The sequence below is a fragment of the Tumidithrix elongata BACA0141 genome (assembly GCF_036349135.1).
In the GTDB taxonomy this organism is placed as follows: Bacteria; Cyanobacteriota; Cyanobacteriia; order Pseudanabaenales; family Pseudanabaenaceae; genus Tumidithrix; species Tumidithrix elongata.
Genome location: NZ_JAZBJZ010000111.1, coordinates 1 through 18,356 on the forward strand (window position 1 = coordinate 1; position 18,356 = coordinate 18,356).

The 18,356-nt window shown below is 44.3% G+C and carries 13 protein-coding genes and 1 tRNA gene; 6 read left to right on the forward strand and 8 right to left on the reverse strand.

From position 1 onward, the window contains the following. Window positions 1-82: 82 nt before the first annotated feature. From V2H45_RS20365 to V2H45_RS20390, 6 genes are all read right to left on the reverse strand, one after another. On the reverse strand, window positions 83-1,054 hold the full coding sequence (locus tag V2H45_RS20365) for a leucine-rich repeat domain-containing protein (protein ID WP_330485518.1): 972 nt from the start codon (window positions 1,052-1,054) through the stop codon (window positions 83-85). Window positions 1,055-1,129: 75 nt separating this feature from the next. Then, complete coding sequence (locus V2H45_RS20370) at window positions 1,130-5,119, reverse strand: CHAT domain-containing protein (protein ID WP_330485519.1); 3,990 nt, start codon at window positions 5,117-5,119, stop codon at window positions 1,130-1,132. 256 nt (window positions 5,120-5,375) lie between these two features. After that, window positions 5,376-6,563, reverse strand: coding sequence for a DUF4336 domain-containing protein (locus V2H45_RS20375; protein WP_408648850.1), 1,188 nt, complete (start codon window positions 6,561-6,563; stop codon window positions 5,376-5,378). A 114-nt stretch (window positions 6,564-6,677) separates the two neighbouring features. Then, entirely contained in the window at window positions 6,678-7,178 is a 501-nt protein-coding gene (locus tag V2H45_RS20380) for a hypothetical protein (RefSeq protein ID WP_330485521.1), read from the reverse strand. A 74-nt stretch (window positions 7,179-7,252) separates the two neighbouring features. Next, the gene (locus tag V2H45_RS20385) at window positions 7,253-7,450 is read right to left on the reverse strand and encodes a hypothetical protein (RefSeq protein WP_330485522.1); all 198 of its coding nucleotides are present in this window, start codon (window positions 7,448-7,450) and stop codon (window positions 7,253-7,255) included. Window positions 7,451-7,593: 143 nt separating this feature from the next. Continuing rightward, the gene (locus V2H45_RS20390) at window positions 7,594-7,944 is read right to left on the reverse strand and encodes a Spx/MgsR family RNA polymerase-binding regulatory protein (protein WP_330485523.1); all 351 of its coding nucleotides are present in this window, start codon (window positions 7,942-7,944) and stop codon (window positions 7,594-7,596) included. Between the two features lie 418 nt (window positions 7,945-8,362). Between V2H45_RS20390 and V2H45_RS20395 the strand changes: the two genes are divergently transcribed. From V2H45_RS20395 to V2H45_RS20415, 5 genes are all read left to right on the forward strand, one after another. Then, window positions 8,363-10,015 (forward strand): SulP family inorganic anion transporter, encoded by a 1,653-nt coding sequence (locus V2H45_RS20395; protein ID WP_330485524.1) that lies wholly within the window; start codon window positions 8,363-8,365, stop codon window positions 10,013-10,015. A 245-nt stretch (window positions 10,016-10,260) separates the two neighbouring features. Further along, window positions 10,261-11,670 carry a cache and HAMP domain-containing protein gene (locus V2H45_RS20400; protein WP_330485525.1) on the forward strand — a complete coding sequence of 470 codons (1,410 nt, stop codon included), beginning with the start codon at window positions 10,261-10,263 and terminating at the stop codon, window positions 11,668-11,670. A gap of 75 nt (window positions 11,671-11,745) precedes the next feature. After that, window positions 11,746-13,899 (forward strand): WD40 repeat domain-containing protein, encoded by a 2,154-nt coding sequence (locus tag V2H45_RS20405; protein WP_330485526.1) that lies wholly within the window; start codon window positions 11,746-11,748, stop codon window positions 13,897-13,899. A 135-nt stretch (window positions 13,900-14,034) separates the two neighbouring features. Further along, window positions 14,035-14,114 (forward strand) — tRNA-Leu (locus tag V2H45_RS20410). 74 nt (window positions 14,115-14,188) lie between these two features. After that, the gene (locus V2H45_RS20415) at window positions 14,189-15,280 is read left to right on the forward strand and encodes a glycerate kinase (protein ID WP_330485527.1); all 1,092 of its coding nucleotides are present in this window, start codon (window positions 14,189-14,191) and stop codon (window positions 15,278-15,280) included. 206 nt (window positions 15,281-15,486) lie between these two features. Here V2H45_RS20415 and hsdR read toward each other — a convergent pair whose 3' ends face one another. Beyond that, on the reverse strand, window positions 15,487-17,823 hold the full coding sequence (gene hsdR / locus V2H45_RS20420; protein ID WP_330485528.1) for an EcoAI/FtnUII family type I restriction enzme subunit R: 2,337 nt from the start codon (window positions 17,821-17,823) through the stop codon (window positions 15,487-15,489). 14 nt (window positions 17,824-17,837) lie between these two features. On the opposite strand from hsdR, the gene V2H45_RS20425 reads away from it, so the two are divergent. Continuing rightward, window positions 17,838-18,038 (forward strand): hypothetical protein, encoded by a 201-nt coding sequence (locus tag V2H45_RS20425; protein WP_330485529.1) that lies wholly within the window; start codon window positions 17,838-17,840, stop codon window positions 18,036-18,038. 21 nt (window positions 18,039-18,059) lie between these two features. On the opposite strand, the gene V2H45_RS20430 is transcribed toward V2H45_RS20425, so the two are convergent. Next, window positions 18,060-18,221, reverse strand: coding sequence for a hypothetical protein (locus tag V2H45_RS20430; RefSeq protein ID WP_330485530.1), 162 nt, complete (start codon window positions 18,219-18,221; stop codon window positions 18,060-18,062). Window positions 18,222-18,356: the final 135 nt, after the last annotated feature.

Consider the following 18,356-nt stretch of genomic DNA (forward strand, 5'->3'; position numbering starts at 1 on the left):
ATGAGTCCCTTTACGCAAAGATCTCTAGGCGTTGCATTTCATTCTTGAATTGGCGCTTATGCTACCAAAACTGCAAAAATCTTTAAAAATAACAGTAGTCTGGTAGTCGTAATGGTGGACAAGTTTTATTGGTAATTGGATTTTTTCTCATATCCATAATTTCTAATTGCGTTAAGGTTTTTAATGCACTAATATCTGTAATATAGTTATCGGACAAATGAAGTTTCTCTAGTTTTGTAAGAAATTGTAATGGACGAACATCTGAGATTTGATTACGTTTGGCACTTAGAGTAACTAAGTCTGTCATGTCTTTGAGCGAACTAATATCAGAAATACGATTGTCAGAAATACCAAGACCAGTTAACTTCGTGAGTTTCTCTAATGGCTTAATGTCAGAGATCCGATTGTCAATAAGGTTAAGATATCTTAGCTCAGTTAATGATTGAAGGGGACTAATATCAGAGATTTGATTACTAGCTAAATTAATTACTCGCAAGTTTTTGAGCGATCGCAAAGGACTTATATCAGTAACTTTATTTACACTTAAGCTAAGTGACACCAAGCTTTTTAGAGATTCTAGCGTACTAATATCAGAGACTTTATTCTGACTTATCTCAAGCCTTTCTAAGTTAGTTAGCGATCTTAAAGGGCTTATGTCAGTAATTTGATTATTGCTGAGATTAAGAATCTGCAATTTTTTTAAAAACCTTAATGAACTGATATCAGAAATCTGAGCATTTTGACTATTAAAACTTTCAATGTTTATTAAAGATTCGATGGGTGTTAAGTCACTTAGACTGTTATCACTAAAAGAAAGAGACTTAACACCTGTTAATTTTTTGTTAGCTTCAGTACAGTTAGAAGTGCCTGCTTCTTTCAATAAAAGATTAATTGTATGCTGAGTTTCAGGTGTTAAACTAGCCCTCTCTTGGCAAAGCTCAAAGAAGCTCTTATTCGTATATGTCTGCATTGCTGTTATCGAAAAAGAGCAGATGATGCTAGCAATAATGCTAAAAATCATACATTTGGGAAAGAGCTTTCTAAAAGTTTTCATAGATGGAAGTATTTTGAATTTGAGATAAGAAGACTGCAAATACTTACAAAGATAACTCAATCAAGAGACTACCTGTTACCAAGGATTTCCACTCAAGCCAAAACTTGCCCAATAGTAGGGGTGTTTAAGACCAATACCATTAGGCCTATCTGTTAATTTTTCTTTTGTGTATGTTGGTAATGCTAGTGTTACATAACTCTGAAGATTGGGTATTTCCAATGTGCCAGCATTTTTGTTCAAATTTGCTCCGCCTAACAGCATTGCTTTCTGTATATTTTGTAATGCTTTGGTCTTTGGCAGTCCAGCATCGAGCAGTTGTTGATAAAAGCCGCCCATAAGAGCCATTGTGCCTTGGTCGCTTACAACCCAGTAAGAACCAAGTACCGACTTAGCCCCACCAATCAATGCAGCACCAGCCAGCCCAAATTGCTCTTTGGTCTTATTGATGAAAGTCTGACAAGCGCTAAAAACGACTAGCTCCTTTTTATCTAGACCTTTCATGTTGCGAAAATCTGATGCAGTTAGAAGCAGATCCTTGACTCCGTTATTAACTCCTAAAACGAGATAGGATTGCCCAATTCCAAAAGGACTTTCTGTAGCCAACGCAGATTCGAATCCATGAGTTGAAAAGTGAACGATCTGCTCGTTACCGTTCTGGACTAGCTTTCTGACATTCGGTTCGTTGAACTGTTGGTTTAGATAGATCGCGTTTTGTGATGTGGGTGAGGCAGATGCCATCTCAAGTTGTCCGATTATTTCCATTTCTCCTAACGTTTGAGGTAAAGATCTCCAACCTCCTCCAGGGATAAATTCTGTTGCTCCCATTTTCAAGACATCTGCATCTTTTAAAGAGGTATAAGTATCGGATCGGATAACTTGAACGCTAGGCGTAATGCTACTACTAAACTTTTCACACAGATGCTGCGTACCATTATATAGTGCAGCAAGTGGAATGGATCTAAATGTTGAATCTGGTGCGAAAATCAGGTTATTCACCTGAGCAATATCGGCTTCTATCGGCTTAATTAATAAGTCGTAAAGAGGCTTACCTGTATTTCGATAGTCTGGGGAATCTGGATCACGAAGGTCGCTTCTAAAGTCGATAACAGCGTCTTCTATAGCTTGTTTTGCAGTTATTGTTAATAGGGGTTTTTGGAGAATCGCTTTGATCTCTTTATTTAAAATGGCTTCATACACAGGAGCACCCGTAGCAGTAACGGTAATTAGGTCGAGTTCCTGTCCATCCAAGAAAGTGTAAACCACTGCTGATGACGTGCCAGCTTGCCGATCGCCATTCGCTAAAAAGTTTTGAATCTGACCGATAGACGTTAAAGGTGGAATAGTTCTTGGCGAATTATTTTGGCTCCTGAGAAATTCATCTGTACGTAGATTATCCAGAGCTACAACTGCTTCTGCTATTTTGTTTTGATTGAGTAGATTGCGAACTTCGAGCGATGTAACAGTAGTATAGCTATATGTAGTAGGGGTTGGACTAGGGGAAGGCGTGACGGGAATCGTCTCTGGTGGAGTACCATTTGGCGTAAGAATCTTGATATTTCCCTTGGAATAATCACCGATGACAACCGTTGTTGGTGACAGAATGTTTTCTTTGCCATTAGCATTCAAACCACCGCTAATCGCCGCCTTAGTTCCATTATAAGTAGCATCGCCCACCGCAAAGAAATTGCCCGCTGGTCCAATCTCTCGCTCAATCCAAATCCTTCCATTTCCTGTAGCTCCGCCAGAATAAATACTGTAATCAGTACCATCTTTCTGAAATGCACCATCAACTACAACTGTCTTCGCTGCTTTTAGCGTGATATTTCCACCTCTTCCTCCGACACTATCAGAACGAAGGTAGTTAGCACTAGGAGGATAGAAGCCATTATTGTAGCGCTCCACTTTAGCAATGCGAATCTTACCCTCTAGACTTTGCAAATCTATAAAACCACCATTACCTGTTCCAGTTGCGTTTGTATGGATCGCTTCTGCCTCAATGTCTCCTCCAGCTCTCATTCCGACATTTCCCGCGTTCCCATTAACATTGGCAAATCCATCAAATTGTGCGGACGAATTAATACTTCCTGTTTGTATCCCCAACTTTGCATCTAATCTCAAATTTGAAGCAACGCCATTAGAGAGTGCAATTGCTGTTAGTCCAATACTGATGTTACTATTCCTACTAATTAGATGAGCATCAACTGATTTCCCCAAAGATAAAGCGCCGATATCAATGAAATCATCTGCTGACATAAAAACCGAACCTAAAGGGCTGGATTGGGAGTATCCAACGCCATTAGAGAATGGCATACTTGCTATACCAGATATTTGAATTCCGGTCTTAGCTCTAACATCGATTTTGCCTGCATTGGCGTTTTGAGAGTACGCAGAAATACTACTGGCGAATATATTACCCATTGTACTTTTGAGAGTAATAGTGCCGCCATTTCCATTGTTATTATCACTGTCTAAGTGACCGTTTACAGTAATTGAGTTTTTTGCAGTGACGGTGATATTGCCGCCAGAAGTAGCAACAAATTGGCTTGCAGTAATTGAATTTGCGGCGGTGACAGTAATATTGCCACTACCACTGCCAAGATTCCCTAAATTAACTATTACTCCAGAAATATCAATATTGCGACTACCTGTCGAGACTGTACCTGTTTGACCTACATTTGGGTTTACAGTGACTGTTCCAACTCCATCACGATCGGAATCTGCTTGGATGGTGATTGTGCCTGTAGATTCAACAAAATCTAACTCTTCAATCGTGATGTTATTGGTGGCAGACAGGATAACATTACCAGTTTGTTTCGCTAGGTCAGAAACATCATAGGTGTCAGGGTCACCATCATCCGCCCCAATGTAAATATTCTCTGGATCGATTAAAAGAGTACCAAATTTTCCGTTAGGAGCACTCGTGTCAACTTGCCCAGCAAATTTAAGTTGGTGTTTCCCAGAGACCTCAACAAAGCCACCATTTCCTGATTTGGAGCCACCTTTCACGCTCACACTGCCTTTAAAAATTGTCTCTTCGTCTGACCAGATGAAAACTTTCCCACCATTACCCTTGGTCAGTGCGTCAGCAAGTATGACTGTATTCTTATCTACTACTGTGTTCGTAGCATTGACGATGCCCCGTTCTATGCCTTTGCCTTGATAGTCACCACCAATTAGGACAGTACCGCCGCCATTTTTGCCCGACGCATCAATATTTGCACCCAAGAGACTGACTTGTTTGCCGAGGAGTGCGATCTCTTTTGCGACAAACTTACCGCTTGCTTCCAAACTACCCGTCGTGCCGCCAGAGATCCCAATTTTTTTCCCAGAAATTGACGATCGCACACTGTCAGTATATTTATCCGTAAAGTTTATCGTGGTACTACCTTTGGTCTTGATTTCCCCTTGGTTCAAAACACTTGCGGCGTTAAAGAAAATGGAGTTGGCTTGTAGCTTGGCGTTGAGTTTGATTTCGGCAGCAGTGATATTGACATCGCCTTTGCTGCTGATGTTTCCAGTAATGTTAACTTCATCATCGGCAGTAACGCTGAGGGTTTGGTTGAGAGCTTGGCGATCTAAAATGAGTTTGTCATGTCCGAGTCCACCCTCAAAGTTGAGGGCTTTGACGCTATCTCTGGTGGCTCCTGCTAGGGCTTGGGTGTAGTGGGCGGAGTTTGCATCGCTGGAAAATAGAAGCCCATCAAGGTTGAGTTCGAAGTAGCCGCGTTTGCTCGTCGATTCGTGGAGAATATTGTCTCTGCTGTCTCCTTGGATCGAAAGTATTCCAGTTAAGGAATCGAAGCGAACAGGAGTATTGGGATTGAGGGAGGTGTCTGGGTGCAAAAGTTCGGAATTTAAGTCAGCTCCGAATGGAATCGATGGAGAGGCTGTGTGGGAATCTTGACCCGAAATGGAGTTTTGAAATGCTAAAACTGCTAAGGGGTTTGAAATGGAATCTTGAGATTCAAAAGTTAATGGGGGATGGTAGAGTGAGGCTAGACCTTGGCTTGAGGGTGTTGCGAAGATGTTCAATGGGTTTAAATCGGCGATCGCGGGTTGTGGCATTTGCCCAAATGAGAACCCTACAGCATTTCCCTCTGTATATATAAGCTTTAGTTTTGTAAAGTACCTACAATATTTATTGTTTTATCATGAAATCTTAAGATTTACAAATGCAATTTTCGCCTTAATTTTGGTTTGCATGATTCACCTTACCAAGTTATCTTTCGGGCAAGGCTTTTGAAGACTTTCTGATATCTTTATGAATAATGTAGGCGAGGATACTTTTGATGATTCTCCAGCAACGAGAGTTAGTTGAAATTTACACTTTCTCTTTTACGGGTGGTAAAATGCCGCGTTTGTGCAGGCTGCGATCGATCTCCTGCAAAAGCTGTACGTCTTCTGGAGGTAAAAATGTATGGGCAGAAGCTTGCTTTTCTAAAAAAGAGAAGGCTTGGCGAAACTGTTGCGGAGATGCGGCGATCGGAGCATCAAAATGACAGGGAATAATTTGTTGAAAGTTCCAACTGGCGATTTTATCGGCCCATGCGAGCGTTTCTCTTGGTGCGCGATTGAGAATTAAGGTTTGGAGGATCGGTGCAACCAACAATCTTCCATTGCCGCGCAATGCCTCAAATGCCCTTTGCCAATTAGGTTTCCATTGAAAGGGAAATAGTCCGAAATAAGCTTTTTTAGAGCGATCGCTGGCTTGAGCCGCATCGCGAAAAGTCTCCCCCCAGGGCATCACATCTAAAACACTGGAACGGAAGTACATAGCAAATAGGGAGATGCGCTGCCATCCCTTGCGACGGTTTGACTGCGTATCTTCTACAAGATCGGAGGCGCGATCTTTGGCATGAAACAATAAGGGGTATGGATCGACTTGCACGATCGCAGGGGGATCTTGGGGAATGGAAATCACCATATCGGTTACCAATAACGTTCGCGATCGCCGATCAAAAAACGCAACTTCGGTGAATTTTCCTAAGCCAAGATGGATGGAATCTAGAATTGCATAGTCAAACTGATCGGCAAAGGGTGCTTGACGGCTATCTTGAGGCAGCACCTGCGTGCGCTTGCGCGGCAAACCCAGCCAGCTTAAGGGCAAATTGAGCGGAAAGCTCCATTGATCGGGGGTGACAAATACTTGGGCATTGGGAAAGCATCTCGCAAAAGGTCCGACAAAGACTTTATGCTCGAGTCCAGAGGCAGTTGGCAAGATGATGTACTTGACATCACCATGCTCTGCGACCAATTCTTTGACGAGGCGAATGCACTCAGTCGTTGGGGCAACAGGGGCGTAAACCAGCAACCCACCGCGATCGAGTTTAACCACCGTCATTCGGATCGGTACGACCACATAAAAGATGCCTTGCAGTTGATCGAATGTCCAAACCGCATTAGCGATCGCTTCATGCCGAATTGTGCGCCGCTTACTATATGGGTAAAGCGGGACAATATGCCAAAAAGCCCATGAAAAGTCGCGTGGGGGAATTGTTTGTTCTTGCATCATTAACTAGGCTATGCGTAACCATCGCAAAGCTCATTGTAAAGCTCAAATCGCTTTCAGCCAAATTCTGTAATTAATTTTGTTAGCGGCTTGATGAAATGCTTTTTTAACTGCCTATGTCCCAAACGTGCGGCGATATCCTAAATAGCCAATGCCTACCAAGAGTGCCAGTAAGCCTAAAAACATGGGGAATGGAATGAAGGAAAATACAATAATGTAGATTCTAGTAGCAGAGGCAATCCATGCCAAAACCATATAAACACCTGCCATGACGATCAAGCCCTGTAGGGTGCGAAAGGCAGGAATCTCAATCAAAGGAAGGCGTTGCTTTGATAGCCACAGCGATGCAATCAGATGATAGGGTGGCAAAAACAGCAAAAATACATCAGCTTGTTTGACAATCATTTCCCATCCCTTGGTATGGGTTGCATAGGTTAGATACCCTGCCAGCGTGAGCATACTCAAAACCGAGAGCCAGAGGTTGGCACTCAAGACAAAGGGTTCTTCGGTTTTCCCGGGGATAGCGTAGCAAATCAAATAGGTGAGCCAAGGGGTGGCGAGCATGAGAAAGATAATTGGGAGGCGGTACTCGGTAAATAATGTCTCTAGGCTCATAGGGTTTTGGAACTAATTATATAATGCTGCGGATGACGGCCAAACCATGGATTTATGGTGGATTTATGGCAGAATTAGTCACATTCTTTAACTAAACTTGCAGACCAATTGGCAAGCGCTACAGCAGAAGCAGAAGTCTCAAAATTCCAGTCAGCCGTCACGACGCTGATTACCCTTTCTGGCTGAATGGTGTAATTATCCGCCTGTGCAGTAGAACTAAAGGATGTTAGTCCAATAACGAGGCTGAGAATAACTAAAAATGGGTTCTTCATAACATAGTTAACCGTCTTAAAAGTGAGGATGCGTGCAAAGGAGGGTTCAATCTATTCGCCAAGGAAAAATTTTGAGGGTATTCCCAGAGAAATATGATTGGCAAGCATGGGATTTTCTGTTACCTTCAAAGTTCCCTAAAAAGCTAGGCTAGCTTTTGGCGCAGATCTTCAGGGTTGCGAAATCCTACGGATACAGCAATGCCATCCTTAACAAACAGAGGGCGTTTGAGCAGCATCGGATCTTGACTAAAAGCCTCTATCCATTCCGTATCTGTCCATGCATCTTTCTCAGTTCCAAGCGACCGATAGGACTGCCCTGAAGTATTTCGCATGGGTTGATTGCCAAGTGCTTTGACCCATAACGCGATCGCACTTTCACTGGGTGGCTGCTCTTTGGTATTGATAAATTCAAAGTCAATGTTTTTGTCTTGTAGCCATGCTAGCGCTTTTTTACAAGTTCCGCAGTTGGGAATTCCGTAGACTTGGATGGTCATAAATTAGGCAAAATATGGGTCACCCTTGATTCTACAGGTGGTTTTGTGTTCTTCCCAACATTATTGCCAATTCTCGCACAAAGACCCATGATTTTACTAACCCCTATCTAGGTTGAGACCCATCGTTTTTCTTTGACATTCCCGTCCCCTCGGCTACTGGGCATGCAGATATTCTGCGATCGCTCTATAGAAACCATTGGCTGGCTTATGATAGGAGCAAAAGGTTTAAAGCTATGGGAAAATCATGGGGATAAAAAAGGGAGATTATAGAACTTCTGTTGTCAATCAGGAAGAAGACTAGACCACCAAGATCGACCAAACAGCAAAGATTAGATGGAATATTCTACCAAGCAGACTCCCATCTTGGATCTAGTAATTCGCCACGCAAACTTCTAATTGTTAAATTTCTTAAATACCTATGTCTATCAATCTAGTCAATAAGATTCATTTTCAAAATTGGCGTGGCGATCTGTTTGGGGGAGTAACAGCGGCGATTGTGGCACTACCACTGGCTTTAGCCTTTGGAGTTGCCTCTGGCGCGGGCGCGATCGCAGGACTATATGGAGCGATCTTTGTCGGCTTTTTTGCAGCACTCTTTGGGGGTACACCTGCTCAAGTTTCAGGGCCAACAGGACCAATGACCATAGTCATTACCACAGTGATTGCTTCCTCGATCGCAAATTACAAAGACAATCTCGAAACTGCTCTTGCAGTTGCCTTTACGGTCGTAATGTTAGGTGGGTTGTTCCAAATTTTGTTAGGTGTCCTGAAGCTAGGGCAGTACATCACCCTCATCCCCTATACTGTCATCTCTGGTTTTATGTCAGGGATTGGCATAATCATTATTTTGCTGCAGTTGCCACCCCTGCTTGGGTATGCAGGTACTGGTGAGATATTAGATACGCTGCGGCAATTGCCGAGTTACATAAGCCAGCCCAATCCTGTGGCAATGGGACTAGGAGTCTTGACCCTATTCTTAGTTTTTGTCGCGCCGCCAAAATTAAACCGAGTTTTTCCTTCACCCCTGATGGCTTTAGTCGTCTGTACGATCCTGTCGGTTCTATTTTTTAAGAATGCCGATATTTCTCGGATTGGAGCAATTCCTAGCGAACTACCAAAGTTGCGAATGCCCACATTTAATCTGCGAGAGTTAGCGGATATGCTGCGCTATGGTGCAACCTTGGGCTTTTTGGGAGCGATCGATTCGCTCTTGACTTCCCTCGTTGCAGATAGCATGACCCAAACCCAGCATGAGTCAGATAAGGAGCTAATTGGACAGGGAATTGGGAATGTATTGGCAGGACTATTTGGGGGCTTGTCAGGAGCTGGAGCAACTATGCGAACGGTAGTCAATGTCAAAGCAGGAGGGAAAACCCCGTTATCGGGGATGATTCATGCGGTGGTGTTGCTGATGGTAGTTCTGGTGGCGGGCCCTTTGACGGCGGTAATTCCCCATGCGGTGTTGGCAGGTTTATTGCTCAAAGTTGGCATGGATATTATTGATTGGAACTTTATTAAACGCGCTCACCATCTCTCTTTTAAAGGTACGGGGTTGATGTATTTGGTATTGGTTTTGACGGTATGCGTGGATTTAATTACGGCAGTCGTTGTAGGTGTTTTTATTGCAAATATTTTAACGATCAAGCGCTTAACGGACATCCAAAGCGATCGCATCCAAGCCATTACCGATCCTGCTTATGCCCACAACCTTGAACCTGAAGAACGGGAATTGTTGTCTCAGGCTGAGGGCAAGATTTTGCTGTTTCAGTTAGGGGGACCTCTGAGTTTTGGTGCTGCCAAAATCATTTCGCAGCGGATGTTGATTGTTCAAGATTACCAAGCTCTAGTTTTGGACTTGAGTGAAGTTCCAGAAATTGGTGTAACGGCTGCACTGGCTATAGAAACCAGTGTCTTAGATGCCGTAAAACGCGATCGCCAAGTTTGGATTGTTACGTCCTCTGAACAAGTAAAGCGCAGCCTTGACAAACTGCAATTACAGAAATTTCCTGATGTCTATTTCACTGGCGATCGCCTTCAAGCATTACAATCCATTATCCAAACTCATAAGTAGGATATCCTGCAACCACCTCCTACAAATTTTCCACCCTACAGTTTTATCGTGCGACCGCACTTTGAGCATAGGTATTTTTGATTGCGAGCATGTTTTTTCTAGTAATTAACAGGCGATCACTGACAATCGCTCTTTTTTTCTGACAACTGAAACAATTCATTAATTCAAAGATTTACCAAAGTTTTAACCCTAAACGAGCCTGTGAAGCTTAAAATCATGAGTATCTTGCTTCATGGCTTATTACTATGGCTTCAATTCGACACATTATCCCTGTGGTCTTGATCGTACAACTGACTACCGCTGTAGGTCTAACGGGATGGCTATCCTTTGCTAATGGCGAAAAAGCGGTCAACAAGTTAGCCCAACAGTTGAGCCAAGATGCTAGCGAACGAATCGAACAACATATTAATAATTACTTAGAAAAATCAGCATTAATCAATGATTCTACCGCTTACGTTTTAAATAAAAATATCGTAAATCCTGACGACCAGCTTGCCTTACAAAAACACCTGTGGGAAAAGATTGAAGAACTAAAGCTAGAATCTCATATTTACTATGGTAACGAAAGGGGAGATTTTGTCGGTGTCGATCGCTATCAGGGCGAAACCTTTCTGCGGGTGAGGAATGAAGCGAGTGCCCCTAACCGCCTAGTATTTAAGCTAAATCAGAAAGGCGAACGTGCAACTACGCTCGAACCGCAAAATTACGATACCGTTTCACGACCTTGGTATGTGGCAGCGAAACAACAGGGAAAACCAATCTGGAGTCCTATCTTTATCTCTGCCGATCGCAGCCTGCTGACGATTAGTCGAGCCACACCTGTATTCTCAAACACTGGAACATTTCGTGGTGCAGTGGGAATTAACGTTACCCTTTCTCAAATTAGTGAATTTCTCAAGCAACAAAAAATCAGTAAGTCTGGAGAAGCATTTATCGTCGAACTATCTGGGGATGTCGTTGCCAGTTCTACAGACGAACCACCGTTTATCACCACTAAAGATGGAAAACAAGAACGGGTCTCTTCGGTTAAAAGTAGCGATATGCTAATCCAGTCAACAGCTCAGAGCATCATTGAAAAATTTAAAGACTTTCAACAGGTTGGTGAAAATCAACTATTTAAATTCGATCTCAAGGGCTCCCGCCAACTCGTCAATGTAACGAAGTTACATAGCAAGGATGGATTGGACTGGCTGATTGTGGTCGTCATTCCAGAGTCAGATTTTATGGAAGAAATTGCCGCAAGCAATCGCAACACAATTGTGATTATTATTGCGACTTTAGTTTTTAGTATTGCGATCGGTCTTTTGATGGCAAGGTGGCTTTTGAATCCAATGGATCGCCTCAATAAAGCAGCTAAGGCAATTGAAGACCAAGAGTTTACGGACGAACACTTAGCAGGTTTGGTCGATCGCAATGATGAGATCGGACAAATGGCAAGAGTATTTCAGCGCATGGGCAATGTTGTATTTGCCCGTGAGAAAGGAATGAAAGATCAAATGAGTAAGTTGAGGCAAGAATCCGATAAAGCCAAAAAAGCAGCAATGGCGGCGAAGATGGGACAAACAAACGATCTGCAAAATTTATTGACTAAAGCCAGATCTGTCCGTGACGGAACCTCTACAGCAGGCAATCGCCCGAATAATTCTGGAAGGTAGCTGTATAAAGCGAAGACTGGCATTCTTTAATTTTACTCGATTCATTTAGTCGTTACTCATTCACTTCTTCTACTCATGGCAGAAAATCTCATTGGAATGGTTGTCTCTAAAAAAGACATCGCGTTTAGACCCGGAGGCAAGCCTGCTTCCTTTTCTGTAACGATCGTCAATGAAAGCGATCGCTTTGCCAGTTTTCAGTTAGAAGTCACTGCCGCAGGCTCAGAGGTCGATCCAGATTACGAATGGTATAGCATTTCCCCAGAAGTTAGTACTAAAAATCCCCCTGGCGATCTAGTAGAATTTCACGTATCGATCGTAGATACACCTGTTCCTGGCTTTTTAGGTTTGGTGAACCTAACGGTACGAGCCTTCTCTATGGATCTGAGAGATGAAGCGCGACAGGTGATGCGTCTAGATCTTCAGGAAGGCGTCAGCTCTACGAAGTTAATCATCGAACTGCCATTCCCAAAGCTACAGGTAGCTCCGCTCGATCAAGTTGAGATTCCCGTTCTCGTTCGCAATCCCAGCCAACTTCCAACCAATGTTACGCTTACTTGTAGTGGCATTCCAGTGGAGTGGTTGCCTAACGGTCATACGAGACAATTTCAAGTCAAACCTGGGGGGCAATTTTCGACTTCTTTCCTCTGCCAACCGCCATTCAATGGGGATACCATCAGTCAAGTGTATCCACTGGCGATCGAAGCTGCTCACACTAACGGTTTGGCTTCCCAAGCCAACGCCGTCCTAGAAGTAATGCCAAAGGGGCATATGGACTTTGATTGCACGCCAAAACAACAGTCTATTCCCAATAAATTAACTTGGGCGTTTTGGCGCTCCACGCCTGCCATCTACACACTCTATGCTGATAATGCCAGTAATTTGCTCCAGAAAGTTAGTTTTGAGATATTTGGAGGGGGGCGAGAGGGCTGCTCTTTTGAAGTTACGCCCAACGAAGCTGATGTTAAACCTTTAGAAAATGCCCAACTCTCTCTGAACGTTACGATTAAAAAATCTCGTCCTTGGGTAGGTAATGTAAAGAAGGTTCCCCTTAGAATTAAGGCAAACTGGCAAGATCGAAGAGCAGATATACGAGACGAACAGCAGACCGTCGAGTTGGCGATCAAACCAGTGATACCTCGTTGGTTTTTGGCATTGGCGATCGCACTCATCTTGTTTTTGCTGGGTTGGTTCTCATCGCTCAACCCCTATAATCCTTTTTTTGTGCATAAAGGAGCTGTGACCTCGGTTAGGTTCAATGGGTTGTCCAACAATGCGATCAGTAGTTCTAACGACCAAACCATTAAACGATGGAATACCGCAGGATTTCACGTGCTTTGGGAAAACGTCGAGTTAGGTGTATTGGCAGATGCAGGTAAAGCCATTCGAGTTGCTACCTATCGCCCCGTGAGTAATGACTTTGTGGCGGCTGGTTTAGAGAATGGGGAGATTCAACTTTGGGAAATTACCAGCGATCGCAAAAAGCCTCGCAGTTCCTTTGCCTATAAAAAAGACGATCGCGTCTTTGGGCTAGAGTTTACCCAAGATTCTCGCAATCTGTTTAGCAGTCATGGTAGCGGTTTGGTCTTGCGATGGGATGTCGATCAGAGCTTCTTATCGGAAGATCCGATTCAACCTTTACAGACCCAACAATTTGATTTTGCCATCTATGATGCCAATTTAGTGGGGAAGGATGACAGTACCTTGGCGATCGCGGGCAGATTTAACCAGTTGGTGTTATGGAATTGGGTTGGGAATAACGTCAAAACCGTGAACTATCCCAGACCGGGCGGACAGGAAGACTACATTCAAAGTATTGCCACATCAGGGTTTAGTCGTAATCTTTTGGCTACTGCCGACAACCAAGGCTACATCACGCTCTGGAATCTCAGTAGTTGCCTCAACGGTTCGCGCAATTGTGAAATTGTCGATCAGTGGTCAGATGGTCATGGGGGTAAACCCGTGCGATCGGTGTCTCTCAGTACGAATGGCTGCTATTTGGTCAGTGGTGGCGATGATGGACGGGTCATGCTCTGGCCGCTCAGCAAAACAGGCAAACGCATCTCTGAATTTTTAAATGGTAAGGCCCTTGGCAAATATAGTTCGGCAATGAATGCCGTGGATATTAAATTGAAAAACGATAAAGTGCTGACAGTGAGCGGTGCTGATGATGGTCATGTCTACGGGCAGCAAGACGATCGCGTGCCTAAATTTGGCTGCGATCGCATCTAGGGACTAGATTTAGCCCTGTGCGACCGAGCCTGAGATGGATAATTTCTCACAATCTAGCGTGACTTTGTTCATTTCTGGCGATCGTTGATGTAGTATAGTAATCGCTGAAAAATTGTTTATGCAGTTTCTCAGTTTGCGGTCATGGCGGAATTGGTATACGCGCTACTTTGAGGTGGTAGTGGGCAACCGTGGGAGTTCGAGTCTCCCTGACCGCATTACTCTTTTATGGTAACTACTGGAGTAACGCCCAGAGCAACTTAAGCATATAGCCAGTTTTGTATAAACTCGCATGAATGCAGGCGATCCATCCCCTAAAAGCCCCACCAGTTCGCTCTCAGAGATTCTCCTTCACCTCGCTACAGGTGACGATCTGACCGATCGGCAGCAAAAGCAATTAGAAACGGATATTTTGCGTGACGATGCGAGAGCCAGAGCCTTTGACCTTACCCAGCATAATGTTGCGCATGAGATAGAACGGCGATCGCGTTTAGTCCAGCCCGCATATGACTTGCTGCGTCAAGATGTCCTCGATTTTAGTCGAGGTTCTTACTTCCTAGAAACTTTATGGAACCTATGGCTTCCCTTAGCCATGCGGCTCGCCGATCGCGCTCAGCATTTGGGTCGTCCGTTTATTCAAGGAGTTTTAGGCGGACAGGGCACTGGTAAAACTACCCTCGGAGCAATTCTAGAGAGAATCCTGAGGCTTTTAGGTAAAAGTTGTGTGAGTATCTCGCTGGACGATCTCTATAAGACCTATGCCGATCGCCAGCAATTAAGAGAACGCGATCCGCGTCTGATTTGGCGGGGGCCACCAAGTACCCATGATGTTGAGCTTGGGGTTAAAACCTTAGAGCGATTGCGCGATCGCACAACGAGTATAGAAATCCCCCGTTTTGATAAATCACTCCATAATGGCGCAGGCGATCGCATTTCCCCATTGCCGCATCAGGGGGCAGATATCGTCTGGTTTGAAGGTTGGTTTGTTGGCGTGCATCCCTTACCAATTTCCAAATTCTCAAAGTATATGCCACCACTCGTCTCTGAAGCAGATCGAGAATTTGCCTTGGAATGTAATGCCAGACTCTATGACTACATTCCCTTGTGGCAGCAATTGGATAGTTTAATCGTGCTCAAACCACTGAGCTACGAATTTAGCGTGCAATGGCGACAAGAAGCAGAACGCCAACGCCTCGCTCAAGGTAAAACTGGCATGAGCGATGCTGAAATTCTCGAATTCGTACAATATTTCTGGCGATCGCTGCCACCAGAGCTTTTTATGACACCACTAACCCAAAGCTCCAAAATCTGGAATCTCCCCATCGATCTTGTCGTAGCGATCGATGCCAATCATCTTCCCTGTGCCATCTACCGTCCCGATTAAGATTTTATGAGATAATTCTACCTTTCTACCGAAAATTTAATCGATGCAAACAAGCAAGCCAGCGATCGCGTCACCCTCAAACATCTAAAACTGGCTAAATAATACCAATTTAATTGCGGATAGCAACAGAGAGGAAATGCAAGACACTATAATTCTTATCAACACGCTAGATCTGTTACCCTCAGACTTTAAATTGGTATTACAAATCAGGCGGCTCTATCCTGCAAATACAAATACTTCTGAAATCCGACGAACACTTCCTTAATCGTTGGAATATTTCCTAGTTCTGTTACCGCGTCGCGCACCGCATGATATTTTAGCTCTAGTAGTTGCGGTAATTTCGATTGATCGAGTTCGCCTATGCCTTCTTTGATGTATTGCTCTAGAACAAAGTCGAGAAATTCTTGCTGCTTACCGATATAACGAGAGAAGATTGAGGCTTTATGAGCCATGACGCGATCGCTTCGGCTTATCGGTTCGGTGTTATATGCAATATAGGCAAGCACGTCGTACAGGTCGCTTTTCTCAGCATCGATTAGACGGCTAATTTCGGTGAGTTGTTCGTTGCCATAGCCTTTTTCGGCAAGTCCATCGAGTAAAGATTTGCGGGTGTCGGGGCGACTCCAGAGCGATCGCAGTTCGTCTTCGTTTTTAAAGAGTTCGGGGATTTCGCCAAAGAGACGTTCTACAAACTCGGTAGCGGTCATGGGCTTACCGTCGGGACTCCAAAAGCTGGTGGACATTTTGTGTTGGAGGTTACGCTCTGTTCCGTCAGCGAGTTTGATTTTGATTTTTTGAGGTCGGTATTTTTCTGAGGTTTCGTTGCCATTTTGGGGAGTGGTGACTTTGTATTCACCTGATTCCTCCCGTACTTTTGAGGTTTTGACAATGACGGGTTCTTGTGGCTCGCCGTCCCATTCGGGGTCGTTAAAGTGTTCGTAAGCTTTGACAAAATCGTAGATCGTGAAGTAGTCTTTGCCTTCAAATAGCCTTGTGCCGCGTCCGATGATTTGTTTAAACTCGATCGTGGAATTAATCGGACGCATTAAGACGATGTTACGAACGTTACGGGCATTAACGCCTGTGGAAAGTTTTTGGGAGGTGGTAAGAATGGTGGGAATGCTTTTTTCGTTGTCTTGGAAGTTACTGAGGTGCTGTTCGCCGATTTTGCCATCGTCAGCAGTGACACGGACACAATAATTTGGATCGGTGCTGATTTTGATTTGGTTGATTAGGTTACGAACAGCGAGGGCATGGGGTTGGTTGGCGCAAAATACTAGGGTCTTTTGATTCTGCGCGATCGCTTCCATAAATAATTGCACCCTATACTTTTCGCGCTCTTCGATTTCGATGATGCGATTAAACTCAGATTCGGTATAGATTTTGGCTTGATCTATTGCGCCTTCGATCAATTCATCTTCGCTGCTGTAGATATATTCATCGAGGGTGGTTTCGATTTGCCTGACTTTGAAGGGCGTTAAGAAGCCGTCGTTAATGCCATCTTTGAGGGCGTAAGTATAGACTGGATCGCCAAAATAGGCATAGGTATCGGCATTTTGGTCGCGTTTTGGGGTAGCGGTGAGTCCGAGTTGAACGGCGGGGGCAAAATATTCGAGGATGCCGCGCCATGTGCTTTCGTCTCTGGCTCCACCTCGGTGACATTCATCGATGATGATAAAGTCAAAGAAGTCGGGGGGATAGTCGCTAAATTTTGGAGTAGGATTGCCTTCTTCGTCTTGTCCTGTCATGAAGGTTTGGAAGATGGTGAAGAAGACGCTGCCGTTTTTAGGAACTCGTCCTTTCTTGCGAATGGTTTCGGGGTCGATGCGAACTAGGGCATCATCGGGAAAGGCGGAAAAGTCGTTATAGGCTTGGTTGGCGAGAATATTGCGATCGGCGAGGAAGAGAATTCGAGGTCGGTGGGTGGGATTGTGGCTGAGGTTCCAGCGGCTTTGGAACAGTTTCCATGCGAGTTGGAAGGCGACGAAGGTTTTGCCTGTGCCCGTTGCCATTGTTAAGAGAATGCGGTTTTTGTCTTGGGCGATCGCTTCTAAAACATGCTTAACGGCGTTGTGTTGATAATACCGAGCTTCTCTAGTGCCGCTCATGTCCTCAAAGGGAACTGCCGCAAAGCGATCGCGCCATTGATTGGCTTCGCTAAATGTGGCTTCCCAAAGTTCGTCAGGGGTTGGGTATTGGCTGATGTAGGCTTCTGCGCCTGTGAGCATATTGACTTGATAGATGCCGATGCCGTTTGTGGAGTAGGCAAATCGGGTCTGTAATTTGGCGGCGTATTTTTTGGCTTGTCCTAAGCCCTCGGTGTCGGGTAAGTCGCGTTTTTTGGCTTCGATCGTGGCGAGTTTTTCACCGCGATACATCAGGACATAATCGGCATATTCGGGGTTGGCGCGTTTACCATTCCCCACTAAACGACCAAGGGTGATGGCGACTTCTCGACCAATGCGACTGTCAGCGACGATGCCCCAACCTGCGGCTTTGAGGGCAGGATCGATGAGTTCGGCACGGGTTTCGGCTTCGTTCATTGAGCAGTTGATAGTTGGCAGTTGATAGTTGGCAGTGGACAGTTGATAGTTGGCAGTTGATAGTTGGCAGTGGACAGTGGACAGTTGGCAGTTGGCAATGCGATCGCTACTTGCAGTATAGCTTCATTTTTATTTCAGGAGCAGCTTTTATAGATTTAAAGATCTTGCTCGTATTGTGCGATCGCTTGTTCTATTACTTCATTGCTAACATCTGAGAAATCGGATTTGGTGATGGTTCAATCTGCATCAATGCCTTCCCACATTTCTGAGAGTGGTATGGTTTTTCCAGTTAATGCTTCGCGTAAGCCTTGACGAATACCTTCAATAACTGTTTCAGTAGGTGTTTCATAAGGAACTTCATCATCTTCAGATGTTGCTGTAGCTTCAATTGCTTTCATGGTATTTAACAGTGAGCAGTTGATAGTTTGCAAATATCTGTATATTAGCCCACTTGCAACTATCAGTAGCGAATTGAGCTTATAGCATTTCCTAGTCTAGTGAGGTACAGTAACAGCAATGTGTGAACCATCCTA

Coding starts and splice junctions, on each gene's coding strand:
- V2H45_RS20365 (WP_330485518.1), bottom strand. CDS start 1,054: ATGAAAACTTTTAGAAAGCTCTTTCCCAAATGTATGATTTTTAGCATT.
- V2H45_RS20370 (WP_330485519.1), bottom strand. CDS start 5,119: ATGCCACAACCCGCGATCGCCGATTTAAACCCATTGAACATCTTCGCA.
- V2H45_RS20375 (WP_408648850.1), bottom strand. CDS start 6,563: ATGCAAGAACAAACAATTCCCCCACGCGACTTTTCATGGGCTTTTTGG.
- V2H45_RS20380 (WP_330485521.1), bottom strand. CDS start 7,178: ATGAGCCTAGAGACATTATTTACCGAGTACCGCCTCCCAATTATCTTT.
- V2H45_RS20385 (WP_330485522.1), bottom strand. CDS start 7,450: ATGAAGAACCCATTTTTAGTTATTCTCAGCCTCGTTATTGGACTAACA.
- V2H45_RS20390 (WP_330485523.1), bottom strand. CDS start 7,944: ATGACCATCCAAGTCTACGGAATTCCCAACTGCGGAACTTGTAAAAAA.
- V2H45_RS20395 (WP_330485524.1), top strand. CDS start 8,363: ATGTCTATCAATCTAGTCAATAAGATTCATTTTCAAAATTGGCGTGGC.
- V2H45_RS20400 (WP_330485525.1), top strand. CDS start 10,261: ATGGCTTCAATTCGACACATTATCCCTGTGGTCTTGATCGTACAACTG.
- V2H45_RS20405 (WP_330485526.1), top strand. CDS start 11,746: ATGGCAGAAAATCTCATTGGAATGGTTGTCTCTAAAAAAGACATCGCG.
- V2H45_RS20415 (WP_330485527.1), top strand. CDS start 14,189: ATGAATGCAGGCGATCCATCCCCTAAAAGCCCCACCAGTTCGCTCTCA.
- hsdR (WP_330485528.1), bottom strand. CDS start 17,823: ATGAACGAAGCCGAAACCCGTGCCGAACTCATCGATCCTGCCCTCAAA.
- V2H45_RS20430 (WP_330485530.1), bottom strand. CDS start 18,221: ATGAAAGCAATTGAAGCTACAGCAACATCTGAAGATGATGAAGTTCCT.